The 25,871-nt window shown below is 58.4% G+C and carries 26 protein-coding genes and 2 pseudogenes; 16 read left to right on the top strand and 12 right to left on the bottom strand.

The features are described 5' to 3' along the window. Positions 1 to 27: 27 nt before the first annotated feature. The 5 genes from FFH21_RS22240 to tldD all read left to right on the top strand — a co-directional run bounded on the left by FFH21_RS22240 (position 28) and on the right by tldD (position 8,417). Positions 28 to 630 carry a nucleoside triphosphate pyrophosphatase gene (locus tag FFH21_RS22240; RefSeq protein ID WP_002555105.1) on the top strand — a complete coding sequence of 201 codons (603 nt, stop codon included), beginning with the start codon at positions 28 to 30 and terminating at the stop codon, positions 628 to 630. Beyond that, a complete protein-coding gene (gene rng / locus FFH21_RS22235) occupies positions 627 to 2,084 on the top strand; it encodes a ribonuclease G (RefSeq protein WP_011169442.1) in 1,458 nt (485 codons plus the stop codon). The genes FFH21_RS22240 and rng overlap by 4 nt, the downstream gene beginning before the upstream one ends. Positions 2,085 to 2,265: 181 nt before the next feature. Next, a complete protein-coding gene (locus FFH21_RS22230) occupies positions 2,266 to 6,081 on the top strand; it encodes a YhdP family protein (RefSeq protein WP_011169440.1) in 3,816 nt (1,271 codons plus the stop codon). Between the two features lie 48 nt (positions 6,082 to 6,129). Then, on the top strand, positions 6,130 to 6,975 hold the full coding sequence (locus FFH21_RS22225; RefSeq protein ID WP_011169439.1) for a carbon-nitrogen hydrolase family protein: 846 nt from the start codon (positions 6,130 to 6,132) through the stop codon (positions 6,973 to 6,975). A 2-nt stretch (positions 6,976 to 6,977) separates the two neighbouring features. Then, entirely contained in the window at positions 6,978 to 8,417 is a 1,440-nt protein-coding gene (gene tldD, locus FFH21_RS22220; RefSeq protein ID WP_011169438.1) for a metalloprotease TldD, read from the top strand. 48 nt (positions 8,418 to 8,465) lie between these two features. On the opposite strand, the gene yjgA is transcribed toward tldD, so the two are convergent. Next, positions 8,466 to 8,987, bottom strand: a complete 522-nt coding sequence (yjgA, locus tag FFH21_RS22215) for a ribosome biogenesis factor YjgA (RefSeq protein ID WP_003364101.1) — start codon at positions 8,985 to 8,987, stop codon at positions 8,466 to 8,468. A 107-nt stretch (positions 8,988 to 9,094) separates the two neighbouring features. On the opposite strand from yjgA, the gene pmbA reads away from it, so the two are divergent. The 4 genes and pseudogenes from pmbA to FFH21_RS22185 all read left to right on the top strand — a co-directional run. After that, positions 9,095 to 10,441: a metalloprotease PmbA gene (gene pmbA, locus FFH21_RS22210; protein WP_004656615.1), complete on the top strand. Its 1,347-nt coding sequence runs from the start codon at positions 9,095 to 9,097 to the stop codon at positions 10,439 to 10,441. Positions 10,442 to 11,153: 712 nt separating this feature from the next. After that, positions 11,154 to 11,549 (top strand): hypothetical protein, encoded by a 396-nt coding sequence (locus FFH21_RS22195; RefSeq protein WP_005744985.1) that lies wholly within the window; start codon positions 11,154 to 11,156, stop codon positions 11,547 to 11,549. Continuing rightward, positions 11,542 to 12,918: an aspartate ammonia-lyase gene (locus FFH21_RS22190; RefSeq protein ID WP_011169436.1), complete on the top strand. Its 1,377-nt coding sequence runs from the start codon at positions 11,542 to 11,544 to the stop codon at positions 12,916 to 12,918. The genes FFH21_RS22195 and FFH21_RS22190 overlap by 8 nt, the downstream gene beginning before the upstream one ends. A gap of 34 nt (positions 12,919 to 12,952) precedes the next feature. Further along, a pseudogene (locus FFH21_RS22185) lies at positions 12,953 to 13,159 on the top strand (hypothetical protein); the annotation flags it as partial. Between the two features lie 15 nt (positions 13,160 to 13,174). On the opposite strand, the gene FFH21_RS22180 reads toward FFH21_RS22185, so the two are convergent. Beyond that, positions 13,175 to 14,278 carry an IS5-like element ISPsy19 family transposase gene (locus FFH21_RS22180; RefSeq protein ID WP_004663854.1) on the bottom strand — a complete coding sequence of 368 codons (1,104 nt, stop codon included), beginning with the start codon at positions 14,276 to 14,278 and terminating at the stop codon, positions 13,175 to 13,177. Between the two features lie 59 nt (positions 14,279 to 14,337). Here FFH21_RS22180 and FFH21_RS22175 point away from each other — a divergent pair. Beyond that, positions 14,338 to 14,586: pseudogene (locus FFH21_RS22175) on the top strand (hypothetical protein); the annotation flags it as partial. Position 14,587: 1 nt separating this feature from the next. Continuing rightward, positions 14,588 to 15,199 carry a superoxide dismutase gene (locus tag FFH21_RS22170; RefSeq protein ID WP_011169434.1) on the top strand — a complete coding sequence of 204 codons (612 nt, stop codon included), beginning with the start codon at positions 14,588 to 14,590 and terminating at the stop codon, positions 15,197 to 15,199. 184 nt (positions 15,200 to 15,383) lie between these two features. On the opposite strand, the gene FFH21_RS22160 is transcribed toward FFH21_RS22170, so the two are convergent. The 10 genes from FFH21_RS22160 to FFH21_RS22115 form a co-directional block, all read right to left on the bottom strand. Beyond that, positions 15,384 to 15,656, bottom strand: coding sequence for an HPr family phosphocarrier protein (locus FFH21_RS22160; protein ID WP_002555094.1), 273 nt, complete (start codon positions 15,654 to 15,656; stop codon positions 15,384 to 15,386). Between the two features lie 16 nt (positions 15,657 to 15,672). After that, positions 15,673 to 16,530 (bottom strand): RNase adapter RapZ, encoded by an 858-nt coding sequence (gene rapZ / locus FFH21_RS22155; protein ID WP_002555093.1) that lies wholly within the window; start codon positions 16,528 to 16,530, stop codon positions 15,673 to 15,675. A 2-nt stretch (positions 16,531 to 16,532) separates the two neighbouring features. Further along, the gene (gene ptsN / locus FFH21_RS22150; RefSeq protein ID WP_004656602.1) at positions 16,533 to 16,997 is read right to left on the bottom strand and encodes a PTS IIA-like nitrogen regulatory protein PtsN; all 465 of its coding nucleotides are present in this window, start codon (positions 16,995 to 16,997) and stop codon (positions 16,533 to 16,535) included. 11 nt (positions 16,998 to 17,008) lie between these two features. Further along, entirely contained in the window at positions 17,009 to 17,317 is a 309-nt protein-coding gene (hpf, locus tag FFH21_RS22145) for a ribosome hibernation-promoting factor, HPF/YfiA family (RefSeq protein WP_002555091.1), read from the bottom strand. 75 nt (positions 17,318 to 17,392) lie between these two features. Next, positions 17,393 to 18,886 (bottom strand): RNA polymerase factor sigma-54, encoded by a 1,494-nt coding sequence (locus FFH21_RS22140; protein ID WP_011169433.1) that lies wholly within the window; start codon positions 18,884 to 18,886, stop codon positions 17,393 to 17,395. 182 nt (positions 18,887 to 19,068) lie between these two features. Then, the gene (lptB, locus tag FFH21_RS22135) at positions 19,069 to 19,794 is read right to left on the bottom strand and encodes an LPS export ABC transporter ATP-binding protein (RefSeq protein ID WP_002555089.1); all 726 of its coding nucleotides are present in this window, start codon (positions 19,792 to 19,794) and stop codon (positions 19,069 to 19,071) included. Continuing rightward, on the bottom strand, positions 19,795 to 20,343 hold the full coding sequence (lptA, locus tag FFH21_RS22130; RefSeq protein WP_002555088.1) for a lipopolysaccharide transport periplasmic protein LptA: 549 nt from the start codon (positions 20,341 to 20,343) through the stop codon (positions 19,795 to 19,797). Beyond that, positions 20,330 to 20,902, bottom strand: coding sequence for an LPS export ABC transporter periplasmic protein LptC (gene lptC / locus FFH21_RS22125; protein ID WP_002555087.1), 573 nt, complete (start codon positions 20,900 to 20,902; stop codon positions 20,330 to 20,332). Before lptC ends, lptA begins: the two co-directional genes overlap by 14 nt. A gap of 8 nt (positions 20,903 to 20,910) precedes the next feature. Beyond that, positions 20,911 to 21,450, bottom strand: coding sequence for an HAD family hydrolase (locus FFH21_RS22120; RefSeq protein ID WP_011169432.1), 540 nt, complete (start codon positions 21,448 to 21,450; stop codon positions 20,911 to 20,913). Further along, positions 21,450 to 22,424: a KpsF/GutQ family sugar-phosphate isomerase gene (locus FFH21_RS22115; RefSeq protein WP_002555085.1), complete on the bottom strand. Its 975-nt coding sequence runs from the start codon at positions 22,422 to 22,424 to the stop codon at positions 21,450 to 21,452. Before FFH21_RS22115 ends, FFH21_RS22120 begins: the two co-directional genes overlap by 1 nt. 303 nt (positions 22,425 to 22,727) lie before the next feature. Between FFH21_RS22115 and FFH21_RS22110 the strand changes: the two genes are divergently transcribed. The 5 genes from FFH21_RS22110 to FFH21_RS22090 are packed head-to-tail and all read left to right on the top strand — an operon-like array spanning position 22,728 to position 25,764. Then, positions 22,728 to 23,537 (top strand): ATP-binding cassette domain-containing protein, encoded by an 810-nt coding sequence (locus FFH21_RS22110; protein WP_004656592.1) that lies wholly within the window; start codon positions 22,728 to 22,730, stop codon positions 23,535 to 23,537. Further along, positions 23,537 to 24,334, top strand: a complete 798-nt coding sequence (mlaE, locus tag FFH21_RS22105; protein WP_005734541.1) for a lipid asymmetry maintenance ABC transporter permease subunit MlaE — start codon at positions 23,537 to 23,539, stop codon at positions 24,332 to 24,334. The genes FFH21_RS22110 and mlaE overlap by 1 nt, the downstream gene beginning before the upstream one ends. Further along, complete coding sequence (gene mlaD / locus FFH21_RS22100; protein WP_003313587.1) at positions 24,334 to 24,801, top strand: outer membrane lipid asymmetry maintenance protein MlaD; 468 nt, start codon at positions 24,334 to 24,336, stop codon at positions 24,799 to 24,801. The genes mlaE and mlaD overlap by 1 nt, the downstream gene beginning before the upstream one ends. 10 nt (positions 24,802 to 24,811) lie before the next feature. Further along, positions 24,812 to 25,462, top strand: a complete 651-nt coding sequence (locus tag FFH21_RS22095; protein WP_004666189.1) for a phospholipid-binding protein MlaC — start codon at positions 24,812 to 24,814, stop codon at positions 25,460 to 25,462. Then, positions 25,459 to 25,764, top strand: coding sequence for a lipid asymmetry maintenance protein MlaB (locus FFH21_RS22090; RefSeq protein WP_004656583.1), 306 nt, complete (start codon positions 25,459 to 25,461; stop codon positions 25,762 to 25,764). Before FFH21_RS22095 ends, FFH21_RS22090 begins: the two co-directional genes overlap by 4 nt. Positions 25,765 to 25,871: the final 107 nt, after the last annotated feature.

Raw genomic sequence — 25,871 nt, 5'->3', positions numbered from 1 at the left:
CACCCGAACAGACACGGAGATGTCCTTATGCCCTCGCTTTATCTGGCTTCTGGCTCGCCGCGCCGCCGCGAACTTCTGACTCAGATCGGTGTGTCCTTTACCGTACTGAACGCTCAGATTGACGAAACTCCCTTCGACCACGAAACCCCGGCTGCCTATGTCGAGCGTCTTGCGCTCGGCAAGGCCCAGGCCGGGCTGTCTGTGCTGGCGGCCGAACAACAGGCCTGCGTGATGGGCGCTGACACGGCGGTGGTGCTTGATGGGCGCATTCTTGGCAAGCCGGCCGATGAGGCGGATGCTCTGGCCATGCTGACGGCCCTGTCCGGGCGCGAGCACGAAGTGATGACCGCCGTCGCGCTGAGTGATCGGCATCGCAGTGAAACCCGTATTGTGACCAGTCGCGTGCGCTTTCGCCCGATTCAACCCCACGAGGCCCAAGCCTACTGGGCCAGTGGCGAGCCTGCCGACAAGGCCGGAGGCTATGCCATTCAAGGGCTGGCGGCGATTTTCGTCGAGGGCCTGCAAGGCAGCTATTCTGGGGTGGTTGGTCTGCCTCTGTGTGAAACCGCAGAACTGCTTGGCCATTTCGGCATACCCTGCTGGCAATGCCTGGAAGGTGACGAGTCATGAGTGAAGAGATCCTGATCAACATCACCCCGATGGAATCACGGGTGGCAGTGGTAGAAAACGGTGTTCTGCAAGAGGTGCACGTCGAGCGTACCCAGCGCCGCGGCATCGTCGGCAATATCTATAAAGGCAAGGTAGTGCGGGTGCTTCCCGGCATGCAGGCGGCGTTCATCGATATCGGTCTGGACCGCGCTGCATTCATTCATGCCTCGGAAATATCCATGCGTGAAGGGCCTGCCGTCGAGAGCATTGCGTCGCTGGTGCATGACGGCCAGAGCCTTGTGGTGCAAGTCACCAAGGACCCCATCGGCAGCAAAGGCGCGCGGCTGACTACCCAGCTCTCCATTCCGTCACGGTATCTGGTGTACATGCCGCGCACTGCGCATGTAGGCATTTCCCTGAAAATCGAGGACGAGGCAGAGCGTGAACGACTGAAAAAAGTTGTCAGCGATTGTGTCGCCCTGGAAGGTATCAAAGAGGCCGGAGGCTTTATTCTGCGTACCGCGGCCGAAGGTGCCGGTGCTGATGAAATCCTCATGGATATCCGCTATCTGCGCAGGCTCTGGGATCAGATCGGCGAGCAGATCAAGACCGTCAGCCCGCCTACGGTGATTTATGAGGACCTGGGCCTGGCCCTGCGTACCTTGCGTGACCTGGTGAGCCCGCGTATCGAAAAAATCCGCATCGACTCGCGGGAAACCTTTCAGAAGACCACCCAGTTCGTGGCCGAATTGATGCCGGAGATTGCCGACAGGCTGGAGCATTATCCGGGCGAACGGCCGATCTTCGACCTCTATGGGGTCGAGGATGAAATCCAGAAAGCTCTCGAACGCAAGGTGCCGCTCAAGTCCGGTGGTTATCTGGTGGTCGATCCGGCCGAGGCGATGAGCACCATCGACGTCAATACCGGCGCGTTTGTGGGGCATCGCAACCTTGAAGAAACCATCTTCAAGACCAACCTGGAAGCCGCGACAGCCATTGCCCGGCAGCTGCGCCTGCGCAATCTGGGCGGCATCATCATTATCGATTTCATCGACATGGAAGACGGTGAGCACCAGCGTCAGGTATTACGCACGCTGGAGAAACAGCTGGAGCGCGATCACGCCAAGACCAATATCATCGGTATCACCGAGCTTGGCTTGGTGCAGATGACCCGCAAGCGCACTCGTGAAAGTCTTGAGCAAGTGCTCTGCGAGCCCTGCCATTGCTGCGCGGGTCGGGGCAAGCTGAAAACCCCCGAGACTATTTGCTATGAAATCTTTCGCGAGATCCTGCGAGAAGCTCGAGCCTATCGGGCGGTGGGTTATCGGGTTCTGGCCAATCAGCGCGTGGTCGATCGCTTGCTCGACGAGGAGTCGGGCAATGTGGCTGAGCTGGAGAGCTTCATTGGCCGGACCATCCGTTTTCAGGTAGAAACCATGTACTCGCAGGAACAATACGACGTGGTGCTGCTCTGAGGGTGCTGATCGTTTGAAATATGATGACAAGTGCCCTTCGGGTTTCTGGCAGGTATGCCGTTTTATCGAGAATGATGCGTGGGAAATGAGCAAAACCTGTACCTGAACGCACCTGCACACCTGAGCCGGAATCGATTCGCCGATTCCGCTGCTTGTATCCCGCAGCGGAGGGCATCCTGAGATGGGTCGTCTTCCTCGCCTTGTTGCAACCCTGACTCGTTGGGGTTTGAGCCTGTGCGCACTGGTTTTGGTGCTCGCGGCTTTGTACGTAAGCCTCGGGCGTCAGCTAACGCCGCTGGTTGCCGAATACCGTGTGGATGTGGAAACCAGGGCCAGCAGCGCGCTGGGCATGCCGTTGAGCATTGGCAGTCTGGAAGGCAGCTGGAGCCGGTTTGCCCCGGTTTTTCTGGCTCACGACGTCATGGTCGGAGAGGGTTCCAGTGCTGTGCGTCTTGATCGTGTAAGGGTTGTTCCCGACCTCTGGGAAAGCCTGCTGGCGCGTCAAGTGCGCATTGCTCATCTCGAGGTGGACGGCCTGCAGTTCATGCTCAGGCAGGACAAGGAGGGCAACTGGTCGGTACAGGGCTTGCCAGTGCGCAACGACAGCCCGTTCGACCCCGGGCAAGTGCTTGAGCAAATGCAGATGGTCTCGCACTTGTCGCTGCTCGACAGCCAGGTCACTGTGCAACCGTTTGACGCCGCGCCGCTGACCCTGACCTATGTAAACCTCAGTCTGGCCACAGGCAGTTATCACCAGCGCCTTGATGCACGCCTGACGCTGCCGGATGGTCAGCCGTTTGCCCTGAATGTGCGTTCACGTATCCAGGCCAGTCAATGGAAGGACGGCGAGGCAGATGTCTACGCCAGCCTGCCGCAAAGCGACTGGGCCAAGTGGTTGCCAAAAAGCCTCACGCGGGAATGGACACTGTCGAAGCTGCAGGCCGGTGGCGAGCTGTGGATGAGCTGGGGCAAGGGCACTGTGCAAAGCGCGACTGCGCGGCTTAATGCGCCGCATGTCAAAGGCGTTTATGCCGGTCGCAAACCCTCGACTGTCGACAACCTCGCGCTCAACGCCTGGTTTGCGCGCACTGACACAGGTTTCGACCTGAACCTCGATTCACTGGCGATGAGCCTGGGCGACAAGCGCTGGGAAAGCCGCCTGCAACTCACGCAAACCGCTGCGACGCCCGACAGCGAAGAACTCTGGCATGTGCAGGCCGATCGCCTGGACCTGACGCCGCTCACGCCGCTTATTGATTCCCTCGCACCGTTGCCGGAGAAAGCCATGGCAGTGGTCGACGGTCTCAAGGTGACAGGCGGGCTGCGTAACGTGTTGCTGGATTACCGGCCACAGGCAACCGGCGACAAGCGCCTGAGCTTTGCCGCCAATCTGGACAAGGTGGGGTTCAACGCCTATCGCGGTGTCCCGGCGGCCGGAAATGTCACCGGTGCCATCAGCGGTGATCTGGGCCAGGGCGAACTGCGGCTCGACACCAATGACTTTATGCTTCATCTGGACCCTATCTTCGCCAAGCCCTGGCGCTACCAGAAGGCCAATGCCCGTCTGACCTGGAAGCTCGATGATCAGGCATTCACCCTGATCGCGCCGTATATCAAGGTGCTCGGCGACGAAGGCAAGATCGCGGCAGACTTTCTGATCAGGATTCATCTCAGCCATGAGCAGGAAGACTACATGGACCTGCGGGTCGGCATGGTCGACGGCGATGGTCGTTACACCAGCAAGTATCTGCCTACAGCCCTCAGTCCCGAGCTTGATCACTGGCTGCGCACCGCCGTGGTGAGTGGTGCGGTCAAGCAGGGTTTCTTTCAGTATCAAGGGTCGCTGAACAAGAGTTCGCCCGACACCGCGCGCGTCATCAGCCTGTTTTTCGATGTCAGCAACGCAACGCTGGCTTTCCAGCCGGGCTGGCCTTCGTTGACCGGAGTCGACGGCAAGGTTTACGTCGAAAACAGCGGCGTGCGAGTCAAGGCAAGCAAAGGGCAGTTGCTCGATACCAAAGTAAGCAACGTGCTGGTCAATATTCCCCACGTCCCGGCAGGTCAGGACAGCCACCTGCTGGTCGATGGCAGCTTCTCCGGCAATCTGATCGATGGCCTGAAGATTCTCCAGCAAGCGCCCATCGGCACGGCCAGCACGTTTGCCGGCTGGACCGGGGAAGGTCCGCTGGATGGCAAGCTGAAGCTGGATATTCCGCTGGCCAAGGGCGTCGAGCCAAAGGTTGTGGTGGATTTCAGTACCGACAATGCGCGGCTGAAGCTGGTCGACCCGGTTCTGGAATTGACTCGCCTCAAGGGCGATTTCCGCTTTGACAGCGCCAAAGGGCTGAGCGGCAAGGGCATCAAGGCGCAGGCATTTGATCGTCCCGTGACCGCAGAAATCGCTGCCGAAGGCAAGCCAGGCGACAACGTGACACGCATTGTGGCAAACGGGCAGATCACCGTGAAGCGGCTGACCGACTGGCTGAGCGTTACTCAGCCACTGCCGGTGTCGGGTGACTTGCCGTATCAGCTGCAATTGACTCTGGACAGCAAGGACAGCCCACTGGTGATCAACTCCACGCTCAAGGGCGTGGCAATCGATCTGCCTGCACCGTTTGGCAAGACTGCCGAGGAGGAGCGTCCCAGCGAGTTCCGCATGACCCTGCAAGGCGCGGAGCGCAGGCTTGGCGCGGCGTATAACGATCAGGCCAACTTTGCTTTTGCCGCACCGAATGGCAAGTTTGCCGACGGTCGCGGCGAGCTTTATCTCGGGCGCGGCGGGGCGATAGTGCCGGACGCCAAAGGGCTGCGGATTCGTGGTGAATTGTCTGAGCTGGACGTAGCGCCCTGGCAGGAGCTGGCTGGACGATATACCGGCAATGATCCGGGCGGCAGCGCAAAACAACTGCTCAACAGCGTCGACCTGCAGATCGGCGGGCTGACGGCGATGGGCACCACGCTGGATAACGTACGTGTTCAATTGCAGCGCAATGCTGCGGCCTGGGCCTTGTCGCTGGACAGCGCGCTGGCCAAGGGCACTGCCGTGCTGCCCGACGCGAAGTCCGCGCCGATCGGTATCAACATGCTCTACGTGCGACTGCCTGCCTCTGATCCGAATGCGGCGGTGGTCGAGAACGCGCCTGACCCTCTGGCGGATATCGACCCGCACAATATTCCTGCGCTGGACGTGAAGATTGCCCAGCTGTTTCAGGGCGACCAGTTACTGGGTGCCTGGTCGCTGAAAACCCGCCCGACAGCGACCGGTATGCGCATGTCCGACCTGAGTCTGGGGCTCAAAGGTATTTTGCTCGAGGGCGATGGTGCCTGGGAGGGCACTCCGGGGTCCAGCAGCAGCTCGTTCAAGGGGCGTGTGGCAGGCAAGAATCTGGCAGACGTGCTCAAGGCCTGGAACTTCGCGCCGACGGTCACCAGTGAAAGTTTCGAAATGAATGTCGACGGACGCTGGCCGGGTTCGCCTGCCTGGGTGGGCCTCAAGCGCTATTCCGGCAGCCTGGATGCGACGTTGAACAGAGGCCAGTTTGTCGAGGTAGAAGGCGGTGCTCAGGCGCTGCGGGTGTTTGGATTGTTGAATTTCAACTCCATCGGCCGTCGCTTGCGCCTGGACTTCTCCGACCTGCTGGGCAAAGGGCTCAGTTACGACCGGGTCAAAGGGCTGCTGGTCGCCAGCGACGGTGTTTATGTGACGCGCAACCCGATTACCCTGACCGGGCCGTCGAGTAATCTTGAGCTCAACGGTACGCTGGACATGGTCCGCGACCGCGTTGATGCGAAGCTGCTGGTGACCCTGCCGGTGACCAACAACCTGCCGATCGCGGCATTGATTGTCGGTGCGCCAGCCATTGGCGGCGCGCTGTTTCTGGTCGACAAGCTGCTGGGCGACAGGGTTGCCCGCTTCGCCAGCGTGCAATACAAGGTCGAAGGGCCTTGGAAAGAGCCGAAGATCACGTTCGACAAGCCATTTGAAAAGCCCCAATAGCGCCGCATGGAGTACAGTGGTGGCCAGGTCATCAAGGAGCGGGTCGCCATGTCCTTTGCTGTGATTCAGATGGTCAGCCAAAGCGATGTCCAGGCTAATCTGGTCAGCGCTCGCCGCTTGCTGGAGCAGGCAGCCGAAGGTGGCGCGCGGCTCGCGGTGCTGCCCGAAAACTTTGTTGCCATGGGGCGGCGTGACGTGGCCGACATCGGTCGTGCCGAAGCTCATGGGCATGGGCCGATCCTGCCATGGTTGAAACTGGCCGCTCGCGACCTCAAGTTATGGATTGTTGCCGGAACCTTGCCACTGCCGCCGGATGAGCGACCCGATGGCAAGGTGACGGCGTGTTCGTTGCTGATCGATGAACACGGTGAGCAGGTGGCCCGGTATGACAAGCTGCATCTGTTTGATGTGGATGTTGCTGACAATCGGGGCCGCTACCGTGAATCCGATGACTATGCTCACGGAAACAATGTGGTGGTGGCCGATACACCTGTAGGGCGCGTGGGGCTGACAGTCTGTTATGACTTGCGCTTTCCCGAGCTGTACACCGCGCTGCGGGAGGCCGGTGCTGAACTGATTACCGCGCCGTCAGCTTTTACTGCGGTAACGGGTGCTGCGCACTGGGACATTCTGATCCGGGCGCGCGCCATCGAAACCCAGTGTTACGTGCTGGCGGCGGCACAGGGCGGGGTCCATCCGGGGCCTCGCGAGACTTACGGGCACGCGGCCATCGTTGATCCATGGGGCCGCGTACTGGCCGAGCAGGCACAGGGTGAAGCCGTGCTGCTGGCCAAGCGCGACAGTGAAGAACAGGCGTCCATAAGGGCGCGGATGCCGGTGTCCAGTCACCGGCGCTTTTTTTCGCAGGACGCCATGCGGCCTGCTTCGGAGTGAATATGAGTGATCTGTCCTCAGTCAGCGAACATCTTCTGGCCCCTGGTGGCCTGAGCCTCGACAGCCTGCAATCGGTGCTCGGAGAGCTTGCCGGGCCGGGTATCGACGCGGCTGATCTGTATTTTCAGGGCATGATCTCCGAGTCCTGGTCGCTCGAAGACGGTATCGTCAAGGAAGGCAGTTTCAATCTCGATCAAGGCGTGGGCGTGCGCGCTCAATCGGGCGAAAAGACTGGTTTCGCTTACAGCAACGCTATCACTGAGGACGCACTGCGCACCGCTGCCCGTGCTGCCCGTTCCATCTCCCGCGCTGGGCAGAATGGCCGGGTGCAGGCTTTTACCTCGCAGGATGTGGCCCAGTTGTACGCCCCGGATAATCCTCTGGAAGTGCTGAGCCGCGCCGAGAAGGTCGAACTGCTCAAACGCATTGACGTCGCGACGCGCGCGCTGGACTCGCGTATCCAGCAGGTGTCGGTGAGCATGGCCGGTGTCTGGGAGCGCATTCTGGTGGCCGCAGCCGATGGCAGCCTGGCCGCCGATGTGCGCCCGCTGGTGCGCTTCAACGTCAGTGTCATCGTCGAGCAGAACGGCCGCCGCGAGCGGGGCGGGCATGGCGGTGGCGGGCGTACGGACTACCGTTATTTCCTGACCGATGATCGTGCCATGGGCTACGCGCGTGAAGCGCTGCGTCAGGCGCTGGTCAATCTGGAAGCGATTCCTGCTCCGGCAGGCACATTGCCGGTGGTGCTGGGTTCCGGCTGGTCAGGCGTGCTGCTGCACGAGGCGGTTGGTCACGGCCTTGAAGGTGACTTCAATCGCAAGGGCAGTTCGGCTTACAGCGGGCGCATGGGCGAGATGGTTGCATCGAAACTTTGCACGATTGTTGACGACGGTACCCTTGCAGGGCGTCGCGGCTCGCTGAGTGTCGATGACGAAGGCACACCGACCGAGTGCACCACACTGATTGAGAGCGGCGTGCTCAAGGGCTACATGCAGGACAAGCTCAATGCTCGCTTGATGGGTGTCGCACGCACTGGTAACGGTCGTCGCGAGTCCTACGCTCACCTGCCGATGCCACGTATGACCAATACCTACATGCTGGGCGGGCAGAGCGACCCGCAGGAAATCATCGCCTCGGTGAAGCGCGGTATTTACTGCGCCAATCTGGGTGGCGGTCAGGTGGATATCACCAGCGGCAAATTCGTGTTTTCGACCAGCGAGGCTTATTTGATCGAGGACGGCAAAATCACTGCGCCGGTCAAGGGCGCGACCTTGATCGGTAACGGGCCGGAAGCCATGAGCAGGGTATCGATGGTGGGCAACGACCTGTCGCTCGATAGCGGCGTGGGAACGTGCGGGAAGGACGGCCAGTCTCTGCCAGTCGGTGTGGGTCAGCCCACGCTGAAAATCGATGCGATCACGGTAGGTGGTACGGGTAGCTGAAGGTGAGTCGGGGCTGGCCGCTTGCTGCTGCCGGCCCCGCGGTTGAAATCAACGCAAACCGCGTTGAAGTTCGTCCAGCTCACGGATGTATTTGAAGATTTTGCGGCTGGTGGCCGGTGGTTTGTTACGTGCAACTTCGTGTTGCGCCTGACGAATCAGCGAGCGCAGCTGCTGACGGTCGGCATCGGGGTATTCGACAACGAATTTCTCGAGGTCGGCGTCATCACCCGCGATCAGGCGATCACGCCAGCGCTCCAGATTGTGAAAACGTTCGTTGTATTGGCGAGTGGAGGCATCGAGTTGGTCCAGCAACACCAGAATGGCTTCCTGGTCCTGATCGCGCATCAGCTTGCCAATGAACAGAATATGCCGCTTTCGCGCGATGTTCGCCGTGTGCTTGGGCGCTTCGGCCAGGGCCTTGCGCAAAGCGTCGGTCAGCGGCAGCTTGGCCAGCACATCGGCTTTGAGTGTTGTCAGTCGCTCGCCGAGGTCGACCAGAGCATGCAGCTCTCGTTTGACCTGGGTTTTGCTTTTCTCCCCGTCGAGGGAGTCGTCGTAAGAATCAACCATGGGGGCAGTCCGCAAAGAAACGCCGCCATGATAACCAGTCGTGGGCCGCTTGTCCGGCCCGGTCGGTATTCGGCCTGTGCTGAAAGAAGAATTTGATGGAGAAAGTCATGAGTGCAACCCAAAGCGTCGGTCCGCAAGCCTTGCCCGAACTGCAGGAACAGGTCGAGCAGATTATCGCCGAAGCCCGGCGTCAGGGCGCCAGCGCCTGCGAGGTCGCAGTGTCGGTGGATCAGGGGCTGTCGACATCGGTCCGTCAGCGTGAAGTTGAAACCGTCGAGTTCAACCGCGATCAGGGTTTCGGTATCACCCTGTATGTCGGGCAGCGTAAAGGCTCTGCCAGCACCTCGGCCACGGGGGCCGATGCCATTCGTGAAACCGTCGCCGCCGCACTGGCGATTGCCGAGCACACCTCCGAAGACGAAAGCTCCGGGCTGGCTGATGCTGCGCTGATGGCCAAAGAGGTCATGGATTTCGACCTTTATCACACCTGGGATATAACGCCCGAGCAGGCCATCGAGAAAGCGCTGATCTGCGAAGCCGCGGCCTTCGACGCCGACAGCCGGATCAAGAACGCCGATGGCACCACGCTCAATACCCATCAGGGCTGCCGTGTGTATGGCAACAGTAATGGCTTCGTCGGTGGTTATGCATCAACGCGGCACAGCCTCAGTTGCGTGATGATCGCCGAGGGCGAAGGCCAGATGCAGCGTGATTACTGGTACGACGTCAATCGCCAGGGTGAGTTGCTGGCCGATGCCCAGAGCATTGGTCGCAAGGCTGCGTTGCGTGCGGCGAGCCGTCTGGGTGCGCGTCCTGTGCCGACCTGTGAAGTGCCGGTGCTGTTTGCCGCAGAACTGGCAGGTGGCCTGTTCGGCAGCTTTCTCGGTGCCATTTCCGGTGGCAACCTGTACCGTAAATCGTCATTTCTGGAGGGTGCCCTGGGTCAGCGGCTGTTCCCGGAGTGGATGACCATTGATGAGCGTCCGCACTTGAAGCACGCAATGGGCAGTTCGGCGTTCGACAGCGACGGTCTGGCGACGTTTGCCAAACCGTTCGTGGAAGGCGGCGATCTGGTTTCCTATGTGCTGAGTACTTATTCCGGCCGCAAGCTGGGCATGCCGAGCACCGCCAATGCGGGCGGGGTGCATAACCTGTTCGTCACCCATGGTTCGGAAGATCAGGCCGCGCTGATTCGACGTATGGGCCGTGGCTTGCTGGTAACCGAATTGATGGGCAGCGGCCTGAACATGGTTACCGGTGATTATTCGCGGGGCGCAGCAGGTTTCTGGGTCGAGAACGGGGAAATACAATTTCCGGTTCAGGAAGTGACGATTGCCGGCAACATGCGTGACATGTTCAAGCAGATCGTCGCCGTTGGCAGCGATCTTGAACTGCGCAGCAACATCCGAACCGGCTCGGTGCTGATCGAGCGTATGACCGTAGCGGGTAGCTGAGCCTAGCGACGCTTCGCTGGTCCGCGATATCCAGGTTTTGTAGGAACGGACTCGTCCGCGAACTGCCGGGAACCGGCAGCAAAACCAAGCGCCTCGGTGCACCAGATACAGCCAAGGTGGCCTGTTTTAGGGCCGCTTTGCAGCCCATCGCGGACAAGTCCGCTCCCACGCCCTCCGGGCCGAAGCAGCCCTAGGCTTGTCCGCGATATCCAGGTTTTGTAGGAGCGGACTCGTCCGCGAACTGCCGGGAACCGGCAGCAAAACCAAGCGCCTCGGTGCACCAGATACAGCCAAGGTGGCCTGTTTTAGGGCCGCTTTGCAGCCCATCGCGGACAAGTCCGCTCCCAGGCCCTCCGGGCCGAAGCAGACCTACGCTTGTCCGCGATATCCAGGTTTTGTAGGAGCGGACTCGTCCGCGAACTGTCGGGAACCGGCAGCAAAACCAAGCGCCCCGGTGCACCAGATACAGCCAAGGTGGCCTGTTTTAGGGCCGCTTTGCAGCCCATCGCGGACAAGTCCGCTCCCACGCCCTCCGGGCCGAAGCAGCCCTACGCTTGTCCGCGATATCCAGGTTTTGAGCGGACTCTGCCGGGAACCGGCAGCAAAGCGGGCATCTCAGCACCTGTGTATGACGCACTCGCTCAAGATCGCACTTGTAATGATTCTTTATATTATTTAATAATGAATATCATTTCTAAAATTGGCTGCGGTCATGGGGTCTGTTCTGCACGAGCTGTCTTATCTGGAAAACTGGCGTGGATTGAGTCTGCGGATTCGTTGCGCCCTTGAGCCCGACGAGCCTCGGCTGATCGAGCATTACCTCGCCGAAGGGCGCTATCTGGCGCGTTTTACCGCCACGCCCCAGCCCATGATTGCCGAAACCACTTTCCGTCTTTTGATAGACACCGCACGCGATACGGCATTGCCGTGGCACTGGCGCTGCCTGTGTCTGGATCAGGCCTGGCGTCCGCTGCGTGATTTACAGGCAATCGCCTCCACGCCTGCGCGGCGTCAGCGCTGGCAAGCCTGTGTTCATCAACTGGCGACCTGCGTGCTACAGCCCTCGATTTCCCTCTCTGAACTGGTGCAAGGACATTGCGATGAGTAATACCCGTATCGAACGCGACAGCATGGGCCAGCTACAGGTCCCGGCCGAGGCCCTTTACGGCGCGCAGACTCAGCGTGCGGTGGAAAACTTTCCGATCAGTCATCAACGCATGCCCCGCCAATTCATTCGTGCCCTGTTGCTGGCCAAGGCGGCTGCAGCGCAGGCGAACCTGGAGCTGGAGCAGATCAGCGAGGGGCAGAGCAGGGCGATTGTCAGTGCCGTGAAAGACCTGCTGGCCAGTGACTACATGGCGCATTTTCCGGTCGATATCTTTCAGACCGGTTCCGGCACCAGTACCAACATGAACGCCAACGAGGTGATCGCCACGCTGGCCACGCGTGTGATGGGCGAAGAGGTCAACCCCAATGACCACGTCAACTGCGGGCAGAGCAGCAACGACATCATCCCGACCACGATTCATGTGAGCGCTGCACTGGCTCTGCACGAACAACTGCTGCCTGCGCTGGCCCATCTGGTGCGAGTGACCGAACACAAAGCCGAGCAGGTCCATGCCTTCGTCAAGACTGGTCGTACGCATCTGATGGACGCCATGCCCGTGCGCATGAGCCAGGTGCTCAACGGGTGGTCACAGCAGATTCGCGCCAACGTCGAGCATCTGCAAGGTCTCCAGCCGAGCCTTCAGTCACTGGCACAGGGCGGCACCGCAGTCGGTACCGGGATCAACGCGCATCCTGAGTTTTCGGCTCGTTTCAGTCGTCAGTTGAGCACGTTGACCGGTGTGCAATTCGCGCCTGGCAAGAACCTGTTCGCGTTGATCGGTTCGCAGGACACCGCGGTCGCGGTATCCGGCCAGCTCAAAGCCACGGCGGTGTCGCTGATGAAAATTGCCAACGACCTGCGCTGGATGAATTCGGGGCCACTGGCAGGGCTGGGTGAGATTGAGCTGGAGGCATTGCAGCCGGGCTCATCGATCATGCCGGGTAAGGTCAACCCGGTCATTCCGGAAGCCACCGCCATGGTTGCCGCGCAAGTGATCGGCAACGACGCGACGATTACCGTGGCGGGGCAGTCCGGCAACTTCGAACTTAACGTGATGCTACCGATCATTGCCCAGAACCTGCTCAGCAGCATCGAGCTGCTGGCCAATTCCAGTCGGCTGCTGGCTGACAAAGCGATTGCGAGCTTCAAGGTCAATGAATCCAAGCTCAAGGAAGCGCTGTCGCGTAATCCGATTCTGGTGACGGCCCTCAACCCGATCATTGGCTATCAGAAAGCCGCCGAAATCGCCAAGACCGCTTACAAGCAGGGCCGTCCGGTCATTGACGTCGCCCTTGAGCACACTGATTTGCAACGTAGCGAACTGGAAGTGTTGCTCAACCCTGAAAAACTCACCGCTGGCGGTATTTGATTCCAGCCAGCCAACGTCCCCTGGAGGTATGACCATGCAGCATTGGAAACGCACTATCGAGCAGGCCAATCGCTGTTTCAATCTGGGCGAGTGGGTCGAAGCCCGCGAGCTTTACCTTCAGGCGCTGGCGTTGGCGCAAGTGTTGTTCGAGCGTTGGGCGGATGTCGACGAGGCCGTCGCGGCCTGTGTGATTTCTCACCACAACCTGGCGGACCTGCACCTGAGCCTCGGTCAGCCTGAGAGGGTGTAGACAAAATCATGTAGTGAGTCGGCGCGCGAGTATTCGAGCCTCGGCCAACCAAACCCATGCCTCGCTTACCGCAAAAAGGCGATCATGATGCATGATCAGTCGCCGAGCTCTCTCATTCCAGGCATGAGTTCGCTCCACTACCCATCGCTTGGGCATGACCACAAATCCAGTCTGAACAGGCTCCACGGAAAATAGATCGCCTTGTTCAGAGTGCCATTGCCCTGTTCTTCTGTTATTCGGGCCACGGATCACTTGAACATCGATAGCGTGCAGTTGATGGGTGCGCTGTGCCCATTTTCCTGCGTACGCACTATCAACAAAAAGCGTGCTCAGTGACGGATATTTTTCCTTCGAGTACGCCACCGCATCATCCGCCGCGTCACGATCCTGCACGCTTGCAGCACTGATACTGACAGCCAGCAGCAGGCCCAATGTATCGACAATCAGACTTCGTTTACGCCCCTTCACTTTTTTGCCTGCGTCGTAGCCGCTGTCACCGCCTTGAGGAGAACTGCGGGTCGACTGTGAATCCAGGATCGCTGCTGACGGGCTGTCAGCGCGTTCTTCCCGCTCACGCCATTGAGCTCGCAAGCGATCATGCATTTGCTCGAACTTGCCTTGAGCGCTCCACCGGCGGAACGTTTTGTAGACATTGTCCCAATGAGGAAAATCGCGGGGTAGCATTCGCCATGAGCACCCCGTGCGTACGACATAGCAACAGGCTTCCAGCAACGTGCGCCGAGAGTGAAGCGGTGGCACTCCTCGTCCGCCCTGGCTTTCAAACAGGTCGGCGACCAGTGCCCACTCGGTATCTGTCAAGCAACTCGGATATAGCTGCTCCGGCAGTTGGCGGCGGTGGGTTTCATTGTAGCCATAGGCTTTATTAGGTTCAGGTGACTGAAAACTTCCCTTGGCCCGCTGCTTTACACGCGTAATCCCTGCCATTTTCAACGCTTTTGCAAAGGTGTCGGGATGCGCAGTGATACCGGTTTCGGCGAAGAATACGAGCGCCAATTCGGCCTGGCTGGAATAGGGCTGTGCATGAGCGAGTTTCACCAGCACGGGATAGTGCTCGGCGGCAATCGAGCGAGGACGTCCGGTTTTAGGCATGGCTTGAGGGCTATTCAGACAAGGGAGTGAAAGTTTAATTTATTTTGTCTACACCTTCTGAGGAAAGCGCTGAATACCTGTGTGCTGTTCTGTTGCGGACCATGCAGGATCAGCGTCTTCCTCCAGCGCTCCGTGAGGCAGCCTTGCGCCACAGCAGCAAAACCTACGCCGAGTTGCTGAGCTTTATCAGTGAACACGGCGAATACCCGCGCACTCATCGGCTGCTAAATAGCAGCAGCGAGCACACGCGCTCATCGTTGCAGCGCCACTCGGCAGCCACTTCCGGACTTTTCTACGGAGCACATTGAAATGCCTTATACCTTGCCTGCACTGCCTTACGCATACGATGCCCTGGAGCCGCACATCGATGCGCAAACCATGGAGATCCATTACACCAAGCATCACCAGACCTACATCAACAACCTTAATGCTGCGATCGAAGGCACCGAGTTTGCTGACTGGTCCGTCGAGAAGCTGGTGGCCAGCATCAAGCAGTTGCCTGAAAACCTGCGTCCGGCGGTCATCAACCAGGGTGGCGGTCACGCGAATCATTCGTTGTTCTGGGAGGTGATGGTGCCAGGCGGAGGCGGTTTGCCCAAAGGCCCTGTCGCTTTGGCCATCGACCAGCAGCTGGGTGGCTATGACAGCTTCAAGGGAGCGTTTACCAAAGCCGCATTGACCCGTTTCGGCAGCGGCTGGGCATGGCTGAGCGTCACCCCCGACAAAAAGCTGGTGGTTGAAAGCAGCGGTAATCAGGACAGCCCGTTGATGAATGGCAATACGCCGATTCTGGGTCTGGATGTATGGGAGCACGCTTACTACCTGCGCTATCAGAACCGTCGCCCCGAATACATCAACGCGTTCTACAACGTGATCAATTGGGATGAAGTGTCTCGACGTTATCAGGCCGCTTTGGCCTGACTCCCGTAACCGGGCTCAAGGCAGCTTATGCGCTCAGGAATATTCGCTCTCAGCGGTGTGCGGTTGTTGCGGCTCGTCGTAGGCACCGGGCTGCTGTTGGCAGGTATGGCGTTACTGATTGCTCACGGTTTGAGCTGGTTGCGGATGCACTGCTGGTGATCTTGGAAGGGGCGTATTTGAGGGCTTACTCGCCCTCATCAAACTTGTTGTTGATCAGTTCAACCAGGCCATCGAGCGCTTCCTGCTCGAATTCGCCTTCGGTTTTCAGATGGATTTCGGTGCCTTTGCCTGCCGCCAGCATCATCACGGCCATGATGCTTTTACCATCGACCATGGTCTGCTCAGAGCGGCCAACCCTGATCGTGCAAGGGAACTTGCCTGCGACTCCGACGAATTTGGCGGCAGCGCGGGCATGCAGGCCCAATTTGTTGATGATGGTGATTTGACGAGCGGGCATCGCAGTGAAAATCCTTTCAGCTAAGGTCGCGGTGGCGAACCTGAACGTTCTTGAGTGATTGTTGCAAGACCTGGCCGAGCCGTTCGGTCAGGTAGACAGAGCGGTGATGTCCGCCGGTGCAGCCAATGGCAATGGTAACGTAAGAACGGTTGCTGGCTGCAAACCGGGGCAACCATTTGTTCAGATAAGCGAAGATGTCCTGAAACATCTCTTCCACATCGGGCTGCACCGACAGGTAGTCGATAACCGGTTGTTCAAGCCCGGAATGGTCGCGCAGTTCAGGCTTCCAGTACGGGTTGGGCAGGCAGCGCACATCGAATACCAGATCTGCGTCAACGGGCATGCCACGCTTGAAACCAAAGGATTCGATCAGAAACGCAGTGCCTGGCTCGGGCTTGTTCAGCAGGCGAAGCTTGAGTGCGTCGCGCAACTGATAGAGGTTCAGGTGGGTGGTGTTGATTTTCAGGTCGGCCAGATCGATGATCGGGCCCAGCAGCGTTGTCTCGTCGCGTATCGCCTCGGCCAGCGAACGATCTGCCGTGCTCAAAGGATGACGACGCCTAGTTTCCGAGAAGCGTTTGAGAAGGGTTGCTTCATCCGCATCCAGGTAAAGCACGTCGCACTGGATGTTGCGTGAGCGGACTTCATCCAGCATTTGCGGAAAGCGGGTCAGGTGACTGGGCAGGTTTCGCGCATCGATGGACACCGCCAGTAAGGGCTCGGCCAGTTCAGTATTGATCAGCGCTCGCTCGGCCAGTTCCGGCAGCAGTCCGGCAGGCAGGTTGTCGACACAGTAAAAACCGTTGTCTTCCAGCACGTCGAGGGCTGTACTTTTACCCGAGCCGGAACGGCCGCTGACGATGATCATGCGCATGTTCAGTTTCCGTTCTGCACGTCCAGCACCACTTGATAAAGCGCTTCAGCACTTTCGGCACTGCGCAGGCGCTTACGCACATCTTTGTCATCAAGCATGCTGGCGATCTGGCGCAGTAACTCCAGGTGCTCATCGGTAGCAGCCTGCGGGACCAGCAATACAAACAGCAGGTCAACCGGCGCGCCATCGATGGCGTCGAAATCCACGGGGGTAGCGAGGTGAATGACTGCACTGACAGGCTCGCTGCAGTCAGCAAGGCGGCAATGAGGGATAGCAATACCGTTGCCGAAACCGGTCGAACCCAGTTTTTCGCGGGCAACAAGACTTGCGAATACTGTGTCCCGAACCATGCCCGGTACTTCACGACCGATCAGGTTGGCAATTTCTTCGAGTACACGCTTTTTACTGCCACCCGGCACGTTCACAAGGGAGCGGCCGGGGGTCAGGATATTTTCGATTCGGATCATTTAAATGGGCGTTAGCGAGCGGCCGCACCTTTGAGGATGCTTTGCTGCTTTTCCTTATGCTTGAGCAATTGTCGGTCTAGCTTGTCAGTGAGCAGGTCGATGGCAGCATACATATCGTCATGTTCAGCATTGGCAACGACCTCTCCACCATGGATGTGCAACGTGGCTTCGATCTTCTGCTTGAGCTTTTCGACCGTCATCGTGACCTGCACGTTGGTAATCTTGTCAAAATGCCCCTCGAGCTTTTTGAGCTTGAGCTCAACGTATTCACGAAGGGGTTTGGTCACTTCCAGTTGGTGTCCACTGATGTTGACTTGCATACAGCTTTCTCCTTTGCCAGTGCATAAAGAGACAGGCATGGCGCCTGTATCTGGGACGCTGTGGCTGGGCCTGCATCACATCAGCCGCTTACGCTCACTGGAAGGCGCTATCCCGAGTGACTCGCGGTACTTGGCGACTGTGCGACGGGCTACTTGAATGCCTTGTGCCTCCAGTAAACCAGCGATCTTGCTATCACTCAACGGCTTTTTCTGATTTTCCGCCGCAACCAGTTTTTTGATGATTGCGCGAATTGCCGTGGACGAGCATTCACCGCCCTCGGAAGTGCTCACATGGCTCGAGAAGAAGTATTTCAGCTCGTAAATGCCGCGTGGGGTGTGCATGAACTTCTGGGTGGTCACGCGCGAGATGGTCGATTCATGCATGCCCACTGCCTCGGCAATGTCGTGCAGGACAAGCGGCTTCATCGCCTCGTCGCCGTACTCAAGAAAGCCGCGCTGATGTTCGACGATCTGGGTGGCGACCTTCATCAGTGTCTCGTTGCGGCTTTGCAGGCTCTTGATGAACCAGCGCGCCTCTTGCAGCTGGTTGCGCATGAAGGTGTTGTCTGCGCTGGTATCGGCCCGACGCACAAAACCTGCGTATTGCGGATTGACGCGCAGGCGCGGTACGGACTCCTGATTGAGCTCGACCAGCCAGCGCTCGTTGTCCTTGCGCACGATTACATCGGGAATGACGTACTCGGCTTCTGTGGATTCGATTTGTGAGCCAGGGCGCGGGTTGAGGCTCTGGACCAGCTCGATGACCTGGCGCAGCTCGTCTTCCTTGAGCTTCATGCGGCGCATCAACTGGCCGTAATCGCGACTTCCCAGCAGGTCGATGTAGTCGGTGACCAACCGTTGCGCTTCCATCAGCCAATGTGTTTTGGCTGGCAACTGGCGAAGCTGCAGGAGCAGGCATTCGCTCAGGTTTCGGGCGCCGATGCCTGCCGGCTCAAACTGCTGGATGCGGTGCAGTACGGCTTCGATTTCGTCGAGTTCGATGTCCAGCTCGGGATCGAAAGACTCGAGAATCTCATCGAGGGTTTCGTCCAGATAGCCCTGGTTGTTGATGCAGTCGATCAGCGTAACCGCCACCAGGCGGTCCTTGTCGGACATCGGGGCGACGTTCAATTGCCACAGCAGGTGGCTTTGCAGGCTTTCGCCTGCAGATGTGCGTGTGGTGAAGTCCCACTCGTCATCATCGTTGCTTGGCAGGCTGCTGGCGCTGGTCTGGTAGATGTCTTCCCATGCGGTATCGACGGGCAGTTCGTTGGGAATGCGCTCGTTCCATTCGCCGTCTTCAAGATTATCCACGGTAGGCGCGGATTCCTGATAGGTCGGTTCCTGAACGTCGGGGTTGGGCTTTTGTTCGATGTTGTCGGCAAGCGGGTCGGAGTTGTCGAAGTCGTCGCCTTCTTCCTGCCGTTCCAGCATGGGGTTCGATTCCAGCGCCTCCTGGATCTCCTGCTGGAGGTCCAGTGTGGAAAGCTGGAGTAAGCGGATTGCCTGTTGCAGCTGCGGTGTCATCGTCAGCTGCTGGCCCATTCTCAAGACTAGCGATGGTTTCATGGCAGGGGCTAAACACCTTATTCGCCGGCGCTCATGCGCCATCTACTACAGGCGCCGGAGCGCCAACTTAAGCAAATTATATGCCTGAAACCTGTACCTTTGCCTAGAGTGATATGACAAATAAAATATTGTCAACACACTGCACTGGCATCAATCGGCCGCTAAGCGCAAAGGGCAGTCGATTAAAGGCGGAATTCGTGGCCGAGGTAGACCTCTTTCACCAGTTGATTCGCCAGAATGGTCTCGGAATCGCCTTCTGCGATCAGCTGTCCATCGTTGACGATGTAGGCAGTTTCGCAGATGTCCAGCGTTTCACGGACGTTGTGGTCAGTGATCAGCACGCCGATACCCTTGGCCTTGAGGTGGTGAATGATCTGCTTGATATCACCTACCGAAATAGGGTCTACGCCTGCGAACGGTTCATCCAGCAGGATGAATTTCGGCGCAGTGGCCAGCGCGCGGGCAATTTCCACACGGCGGCGCTCGCCGCCCGACAGGCTCATGCCCAGGTTGTCGCGAATGTGGGTGATGTGAAACTCCTGCAAGAGGCTTTCGAGCTCCTTGCGGCGTGCTCCGGCATCGAGTTCCTTACGGGTCTCGAGAATCGCCATGATGTTGTCGGACACTGAAAGCTTGCGGAAAATCGAGGCTTCCTGCGGAAGGTAGCCGATGCCGGCTCGGGCGCGACCGTGCATGGGTTGATGGCTGACATCCAGATCGTCAATCAGCACGCGACCCTGATCAGCCTGGACCAGACCTACGATCATGTAGAAGCAGGTGGTCTTGCCGGCACCGTTGGGGCCCAGCAGGCCGACGATCTGGCCGCTGTCGATGGAAATGCTCACATCGCGCACGACCTGCCGGCTTTTGTAGCTTTTAGCCAGATGCTGGGCTTTGAGCGTCGCCATTTACTGGGCCTTCTGAGGTTGGTCGGTTTTCTTTTTCGGCTGGATGACCATGTCGATACGCGGACGTGGTGTGGTCACCTTGGCACCGCCATTGGCCCGACCGGCGCTGACGACCTGTCTGACCGTGTCATAAACGATTTTCTCGCCTTCGGAAGTATTGCCATCATTGATGACCTTGGCCTTGTCAATGAGGACGATACGGTCCTGCCCGGCGTAGTACTGAATAGTGACGGCATAGGCCTGCACAATCGGTTTGTCTACGGCAGGCTTCTGCTCGTAATAGGCCAGATTGCCGACAGAGGTGAACACATCCACTTCGCCCTGGGCATTACGCGTGATCGTCACAGTGTTACCGGTGATCTTCATCGAGCCCTGGGTGATGATGACGTTGCCCTTGTAGGTTGCTACGCCTTTCTTGTCATCGAGCTGAGCATCGTCAGACTGGATGTGGATCGGCTGATCGCGGTCGGTTGGCAGGGACCAGGCGCTCGCGCTTCCCAGTGCTGCGCCCAGGCCGAGCAATAAAGGAAGAGTTTTAACGAGCCTCATACTGTCCTCTTACGTTGGACAGCAGGTCCATCCTGCTGTCTTTCAAATATGCTTTCATTCCCTTGGCCGTAGTCACACCGCCGGCGCCGTCGATTCTAACGTCTTGCTCGGTCTGCGCATATTGCTTCTGAGGGAATACGGTCATTCGACTGGTAGTGATAATAGTCGTACGTTGTTTTTCATCGGTACGCTCGACACGAACGGAATCGATCAGCTCGACCTGGTCGCCGCCGGACGAAACTTCGCCTTTCTTGCTCTGTACGTGCCATGGAAACTCGCCACCGCGGTACATGTGCAGGTCGGGCGTGGTCAACAGGGTCACGTCAGTGGCTTTCACGTGCTCGACCTTGTCGGAGGTCATGTCGTACTGAAGCGTGCCATCGGGCAGGTACTGCACGCTGTGGGCATTGATCGCATAGTAGTCGATGACCGTGTCGTCAACGGTCGACACCGGCTGATCCATAAAACTTTCCGGGCTGATGTTCCAGTAACCGACCGCTGCCAGCAGCAGCGCCAGTACCCCGAGCAGCAGGAACTTGCGAATTTTTTTAGTGAACATAATGGCTTCTATAAATAGACGGAGTGAGCCGCTTCAAGGTTGCCTTGCGCACTCAGGATCAGTTCGCAGAATTCGCGTGCCGCCCCTTCGCCGCCCCGCGCTCTGGTTATTCCGTGTGCATGCTCGCGTACAAAACTCGCGGCATTGGCAACCGCCATGCCCAGACCGACGCGCCTGATGACTGGCAAGTCTGGCAGATCATCACCCAGATAGGCGACTTGTTCGTAACCAAGCTGGAGTTCTGCGAGCAGTTTGTCCAGTACTACCAACTTGTCTTCACGTCCCTGAAACAGGTGTTCAATGCCCAGGCTCTTTGCCCGGCGCTCGACTATCGCAGTCTTGCGGCCGCTGATAATGGCTGTTGTGACGCCTGAGGCTATCAGCATTTTTATGCCTTGGCCGTCGAGAGTGTTGAATGTCTTGATCTCGCTGCCATCTTCCATGAAGTAAAGGCGGCCGTCGGTCAGTACGCCATCGACGTCGAAAACGGCCAGCTTGATAGCCTTGCCGCGTTGCATGAGGTCCTGGCTCATCGTTTCGGTTTCCATTACATGACGCCTGCGCGCAAAAGATCCTGCAAGTTGAACGCGCCAACCGGCCGGTCGTACTGGTCTACGACAACAAGCGCACTGATTTTGTTGTCCTCCATGATTTTCAGCGCTTCGGCGGCCAGCATTTCTGCATGGGCCGTCTTGCCGTGAAGGGTCATGACTTCATCAATGATGGTCTGGCGAATATCGACGGGGCGGTCCAGCGTTCTGCGCAAATCGCCGTCGGTGAAGATACCGGCCAGTGTGCCGTCAGCTTCGACAATCGCGGTCATGCCCAGGCCCTTGCGGGTCATTTCCAGCAGCGCATCCCTGAGCAGCGTGCCGCGTTGAACGCTGGGCAGCGCGTCGCCGGAGTGCATGACATTCTCGACCTTGAGCAGCAGGCGACGACCCAGCGCTCCGCCCGGATGGGAGAATGCAAAGTCTTCAGCGGTGAAACCCCGTGCGTCCAGCAGCGCCACGGCCAGAGCGTCGCCCATGACCAGTGCCGCGGTGGTCGAAGAGGTCGGTGCCAGATTGAGCGGGCAGGCCTCGTGCACGACATGGGCGTTGAGATTGATGTCGGCAGCCTTGGCCAGAATGGACTCGGGGTCGCCGGTCAGGCTGATCATCTTTATGCCCAGACGCTTGATCAGCGGCAGCAGGGTCACGATCTCGTGGGTGCTGCCGGAGTTCGACAGGGCCAGGATAATGTCATCGCGGGTGATCATGCCCATGTCGCCATGACTGGCTTCAGCTGGATGCACGAAAAAAGAGGTAGTGCCCGTGCTCGCCAGTGTGGCGGCAATCTTGTTGCCGATGTGTCCGGACTTGCCCATGCCGACCACAACAACTCGGCCTTTGCTGGCGAGGATCATTTCGCACGCGCGCACGAAATCGCCGTCAAGACGTTCAAGCAAGCCTTGTATGGCTTCTATCTCAAGGCGAATGGTGCGTTGCGCCGATTGGATCAGGTCACTGGATTGGTTCATGTCTGGAAAGGGTCAGCCTGCTGAAAGGCGGCGATTATAGCGGTAATGAACGATTCCCTCACGTCTGATCGTCGTTGTGTTGTTTTTAAACGAATTTCCTACGCACTTGAGGGTCTGTATCCACGCCTGATGCCATAACATTGTGGTACAGAATAATTCAGCGATTACCTGAACCGCTCGGTTCTCTTCTTGGGGGCTGGTGGCGGCGGTGGTATAGTTCGCGCCTGTTCGGCGCGCCTGGACAGCTGGTCGGCCTCCAAGAACCGACGGCTGAGGGCGGAGGCTGTATCGCAAGGAGTTTAGATGAGTCCTGATGACGCCTATGCGGTCGAGTTGAAAGGTGTGTCTTTCAAACGCGGTACGCGCAGCATTTTCAATAACGTTGATATTCGTATTCCGCGGGGCAAGGTCACCGGGATCATGGGGCCGTCCGGTTGTGGCAAGACTACCTTGCTGCGCTTGATGGGGGCTCAGTTGCGTCCAAGCGAAGGGCAGGTGTGGGTCAATGGTCAGAACCTGCCTGAGCTGTCGCGCAGTGATCTGTTCGATGCTCGCAAGCAGATGGGCGTGTTGTTTCAGAGCGGAGCACTGTTTACCGATCTGGACGTTTTCGAAAACGTCGCTTTTCCCTTGCGCGTGCACACTGAACTGCCGGAAGAAATGATCCGCGACATCGTGCTGCTCAAGCTTCAGGCTGTGGGCCTGCGCGGTGCGGTCGAACTGATGCCCGATGAACTGTCGGGTGGTATGAAGCGTCGTGTCGCGCTGGCCCGGGCCATCGCTCTCGATCCGCAGATTCTCATGTATGACGAGCCCTTCGTAGGGCAGGACCCGATTGCGATGGGCGTGCTGGTACGCCTGATCCGCTTGCTCAACGACGCATTGGGCATCACCAGTATCGTGGTGTCCCATGACCTCAGCGAGACAGCGAGCATTGCCGACTATCTCTATGTAGTGGGTGACGGGCAGGTGCTGGGGCAGGGCACGCCTGAGGAACTGATGTCCTCGGACAACCCACGCATTCGTCAATTCATGACCGGCGAGCCTGATGGCCCTGTTCCGTTCCACTATCCGGCGCCGGATTTTCGCGAAGATTTATTGGGGAAGCGCTGATGCGCAATAAGTCACTGATGGACCGGGTACGCCTGTTAGGGCGTTCGGCCATTGATATTGTTACTGTTCTGGGCCGTTCCGGTCTGTTTCTGGTAAACGCCCTGCTTGGCCGCGGCGGTGCGGGCAGCAGTTTTCAACTGCTGGTGAGGCAGCTGTATTCGGTCGGTGTCATGTCGCTGGTCATCATCGTGGTGTCCGGCATGTTCATCGGCATGGTGCTGGCGCTGCAGGGCTTCAGCATTCTGACCAAGTACGGCTCCGAGCAGGCCGTTGGCCAGATGGTCGCACTGACCCTGCTGCGTGAGCTGGGGCCTGTGGTTACAGCCCTGCTGTTCGCCGGGCGTGCAGGTTCTGCGCTGACCGCCGAGATCGGCAACATGAAATCCACCGAGCAACTGTCGAGCCTTGAGATGATCGGTGTCGATCCACTCAAGTACATCGTTGCGCCACGCCTGTGGGCAGGTTTCATCTCGATGCCGATTCTGGCGATGATTTTCAGTGTGGTCGGTATATGGGGCGCTTCCTGGGTAGCGATCGATTGGCTGGGTGTCTATGACGGTTCTTTCTGGTCAAACATGCAGAACAGCGTTTCTTTCACGAACGATGTGCTCAATGGGGTGATCAAAAGCGTCGTATTTGCCTTCGTGGTGACATGGATTGCCGTTTTCCAGGGTTACGATTGCGAGCCTACTTCCGAGGGGATCAGTCGCGCGACGACCAGAACCGTCGTATACGCCTCGTTGGCCGTGCTGGGACTGGACTTTATTTTGACCGCTTTGATGTTTGGAGATTTCTGATGCAAAACCGTGCCATCGAAACCGGAGTCGGTCTGTTCCTGCTGGCGGGGATACTGGCTCTGCTCCTGCTGGCCCTGCGAGTCAGTGGTCTGAGCACGAGCGCGAGCACCGACACTTATAAACTTTATGCCTACTTCGACAATATTGCCGGTTTGACTGTCAGAGCCAAGGTAAGCATGGCTGGCGTCACGATCGGCAAGGTGACGGCGATCGATCTGGATCGCGATACCTTTACCGGTCGCGTCACGCTGGAGATTCAGAAGAAGGTCGATAACCTGCCTTCGGACTCGACTGCGTCGATTCTGACTGCCGGTTTGCTGGGTGAAAAATACATCGGTCTCAGCGTCGGTGGCGATGACAAGCTGCTCAAGGATGGCGGGACTATCCATGACACGCAGTCGTCGCTGGTGCTGGAAGACCTGATCGGAAAATTCCTGCTCAATACTGTTAGTAAAGACGCCAAGTGAGGAGCTTCAAATGATCTCTATTCTGCGCCGTGGCCTGCTGGTATTGCTGGCCGCTCTGCCAATGCTGGCGAATGCCGCGGCGACCCCGTCGGCTCATGACCTGGTGGAGCGCACCACCAAGGAACTGTTGAGTGACCTGGCGACCAATCGCGAGCAGTACAAAGCCAACCCAAGCGCGTTCTATGACGCACTGAACCGCATTGTCGGTCCTGTCGTGGATGCCGATGGCATTTCCAAAAGCATCATGACCGTCAAGTACTCCCGCAAAGCGACGCCTGAGCAGGTGAAGCGCTTTGAAGAAAACTTCAAGCGCAGCCTGATGCAGTTCTACGGTAACGCGCTGCTTGAGTTCAACAACCAGGGCATCACCGTAGCACCTGCCAAGGACGAAGGTGATGACCGTACCAGCGTGGATATGCAGGTCAAAGGCAACAACGGCGCGCTTTATCCGGTTTCCTACACGCTGGTCAAACTGAACGGCGAGTGGAAGGTGCGTAACGTTGTCATCAACGGTATCAATATCGGTAAGCTGTTCCGTGATCAGTTCGCCGATGCCATGCAGCGCAACGGCAACAACCTGGATACCACCATCAACAACTGGGCTGGCGAAGTGGCCAAGACCAAGTCCACCGTAGACGCTGCGCAGAAGCCTGCACAATGACAGAGTCCGCCGTCTGCCTCGTCGGGCCTGGCGAGCTCAGGCTGATGGGTGTGCTGGATTACCGCACCGGGCCACAGCTGCGCAAGCAGGGTGCGGCGCTGATCAAGTCGGGTGATCTGGCCGATCTGACACTTGATTGCTCGGGTGTCGAGAAATCCAGCAGCGTAGGCCTCGCCTTGCTGCTGGCTTTCATGCGTGATGCACAGGAGGCAGGCAAGTCGATCACTGTGCGCTCGCTGCCTGAAGACATGCGTCAGATAGCCCGTGTATCAGGTCTGACCGAGCTACTGGACACTCACTGACAGGCGTCATCGAAAAAGCCCTTTATCCGGGACCTGCTTGTCGGGCTTCGCATAACATGGGCTTTTTTTGTATGATGGCCGACCCGCGCGCGTACAGCGCCGATCGA

The organism is Pseudomonas sp. KBS0707 (genome assembly GCF_005937945.2).
Taxonomy (GTDB): domain Bacteria; phylum Pseudomonadota; class Gammaproteobacteria; order Pseudomonadales; family Pseudomonadaceae; genus Aquipseudomonas; species Aquipseudomonas amygdali.
This window is presented reverse-complemented; position numbering and strand designations above follow the sequence as displayed.

Excerpts from the sequence above, each read along its gene's own strand:
- FFH21_RS22240 (WP_002555105.1), top strand. The coding sequence starts at position 28 with ATGCCCTCGCTTTATCTGGCTTCTGGCTCGCCGCGCCGCCGCGAACTT.
- rng (WP_011169442.1), top strand. The coding sequence starts at position 627 with ATGAGTGAAGAGATCCTGATCAACATCACCCCGATGGAATCACGGGTG.
- FFH21_RS22230 (WP_011169440.1), top strand. The coding sequence starts at position 2,266 with ATGGGTCGTCTTCCTCGCCTTGTTGCAACCCTGACTCGTTGGGGTTTG.
- FFH21_RS22225 (WP_011169439.1), top strand. The coding sequence starts at position 6,130 with ATGTCCTTTGCTGTGATTCAGATGGTCAGCCAAAGCGATGTCCAGGCT.
- tldD (WP_011169438.1), top strand. The coding sequence starts at position 6,978 with ATGAGTGATCTGTCCTCAGTCAGCGAACATCTTCTGGCCCCTGGTGGC.
- yjgA (WP_003364101.1), bottom strand. The coding sequence starts at position 8,987 with ATGGTTGATTCTTACGACGACTCCCTCGACGGGGAGAAAAGCAAAACC.
- pmbA (WP_004656615.1), top strand. The coding sequence starts at position 9,095 with ATGAGTGCAACCCAAAGCGTCGGTCCGCAAGCCTTGCCCGAACTGCAG.
- FFH21_RS22195 (WP_005744985.1), top strand. The coding sequence starts at position 11,154 with ATGGGGTCTGTTCTGCACGAGCTGTCTTATCTGGAAAACTGGCGTGGA.
- FFH21_RS22190 (WP_011169436.1), top strand. The coding sequence starts at position 11,542 with ATGAGTAATACCCGTATCGAACGCGACAGCATGGGCCAGCTACAGGTC.
- FFH21_RS22180 (WP_004663854.1), bottom strand. The coding sequence starts at position 14,278 with ATGCCTAAAACCGGACGTCCTCGCTCGATTGCCGCCGAGCACTATCCC.
- FFH21_RS22170 (WP_011169434.1), top strand. The coding sequence starts at position 14,588 with ATGCCTTATACCTTGCCTGCACTGCCTTACGCATACGATGCCCTGGAG.
- FFH21_RS22160 (WP_002555094.1), bottom strand. The coding sequence starts at position 15,656 with ATGCCCGCTCGTCAAATCACCATCATCAACAAATTGGGCCTGCATGCC.
- rapZ (WP_002555093.1), bottom strand. The coding sequence starts at position 16,530 with ATGCGCATGATCATCGTCAGCGGCCGTTCCGGCTCGGGTAAAAGTACA.
- ptsN (WP_004656602.1), bottom strand. The coding sequence starts at position 16,997 with ATGATCCGAATCGAAAATATCCTGACCCCCGGCCGCTCCCTTGTGAAC.
- hpf (WP_002555091.1), bottom strand. The coding sequence starts at position 17,317 with ATGCAAGTCAACATCAGTGGACACCAACTGGAAGTGACCAAACCCCTT.
- FFH21_RS22140 (WP_011169433.1), bottom strand. The coding sequence starts at position 18,886 with ATGAAACCATCGCTAGTCTTGAGAATGGGCCAGCAGCTGACGATGACA.
- lptB (WP_002555089.1), bottom strand. The coding sequence starts at position 19,794 with ATGGCGACGCTCAAAGCCCAGCATCTGGCTAAAAGCTACAAAAGCCGG.
- lptA (WP_002555088.1), bottom strand. The coding sequence starts at position 20,343 with ATGAGGCTCGTTAAAACTCTTCCTTTATTGCTCGGCCTGGGCGCAGCA.
- lptC (WP_002555087.1), bottom strand. The coding sequence starts at position 20,902 with ATGTTCACTAAAAAAATTCGCAAGTTCCTGCTGCTCGGGGTACTGGCG.
- FFH21_RS22120 (WP_011169432.1), bottom strand. The coding sequence starts at position 21,450 with ATGGAAACCGAAACGATGAGCCAGGACCTCATGCAACGCGGCAAGGCT.
- FFH21_RS22115 (WP_002555085.1), bottom strand. The coding sequence starts at position 22,424 with ATGAACCAATCCAGTGACCTGATCCAATCGGCGCAACGCACCATTCGC.
- FFH21_RS22110 (WP_004656592.1), top strand. The coding sequence starts at position 22,728 with ATGAGTCCTGATGACGCCTATGCGGTCGAGTTGAAAGGTGTGTCTTTC.
- mlaE (WP_005734541.1), top strand. The coding sequence starts at position 23,537 with ATGCGCAATAAGTCACTGATGGACCGGGTACGCCTGTTAGGGCGTTCG.
- mlaD (WP_003313587.1), top strand. The coding sequence starts at position 24,334 with ATGCAAAACCGTGCCATCGAAACCGGAGTCGGTCTGTTCCTGCTGGCG.
- FFH21_RS22095 (WP_004666189.1), top strand. The coding sequence starts at position 24,812 with ATGATCTCTATTCTGCGCCGTGGCCTGCTGGTATTGCTGGCCGCTCTG.
- FFH21_RS22090 (WP_004656583.1), top strand. The coding sequence starts at position 25,459 with ATGACAGAGTCCGCCGTCTGCCTCGTCGGGCCTGGCGAGCTCAGGCTG.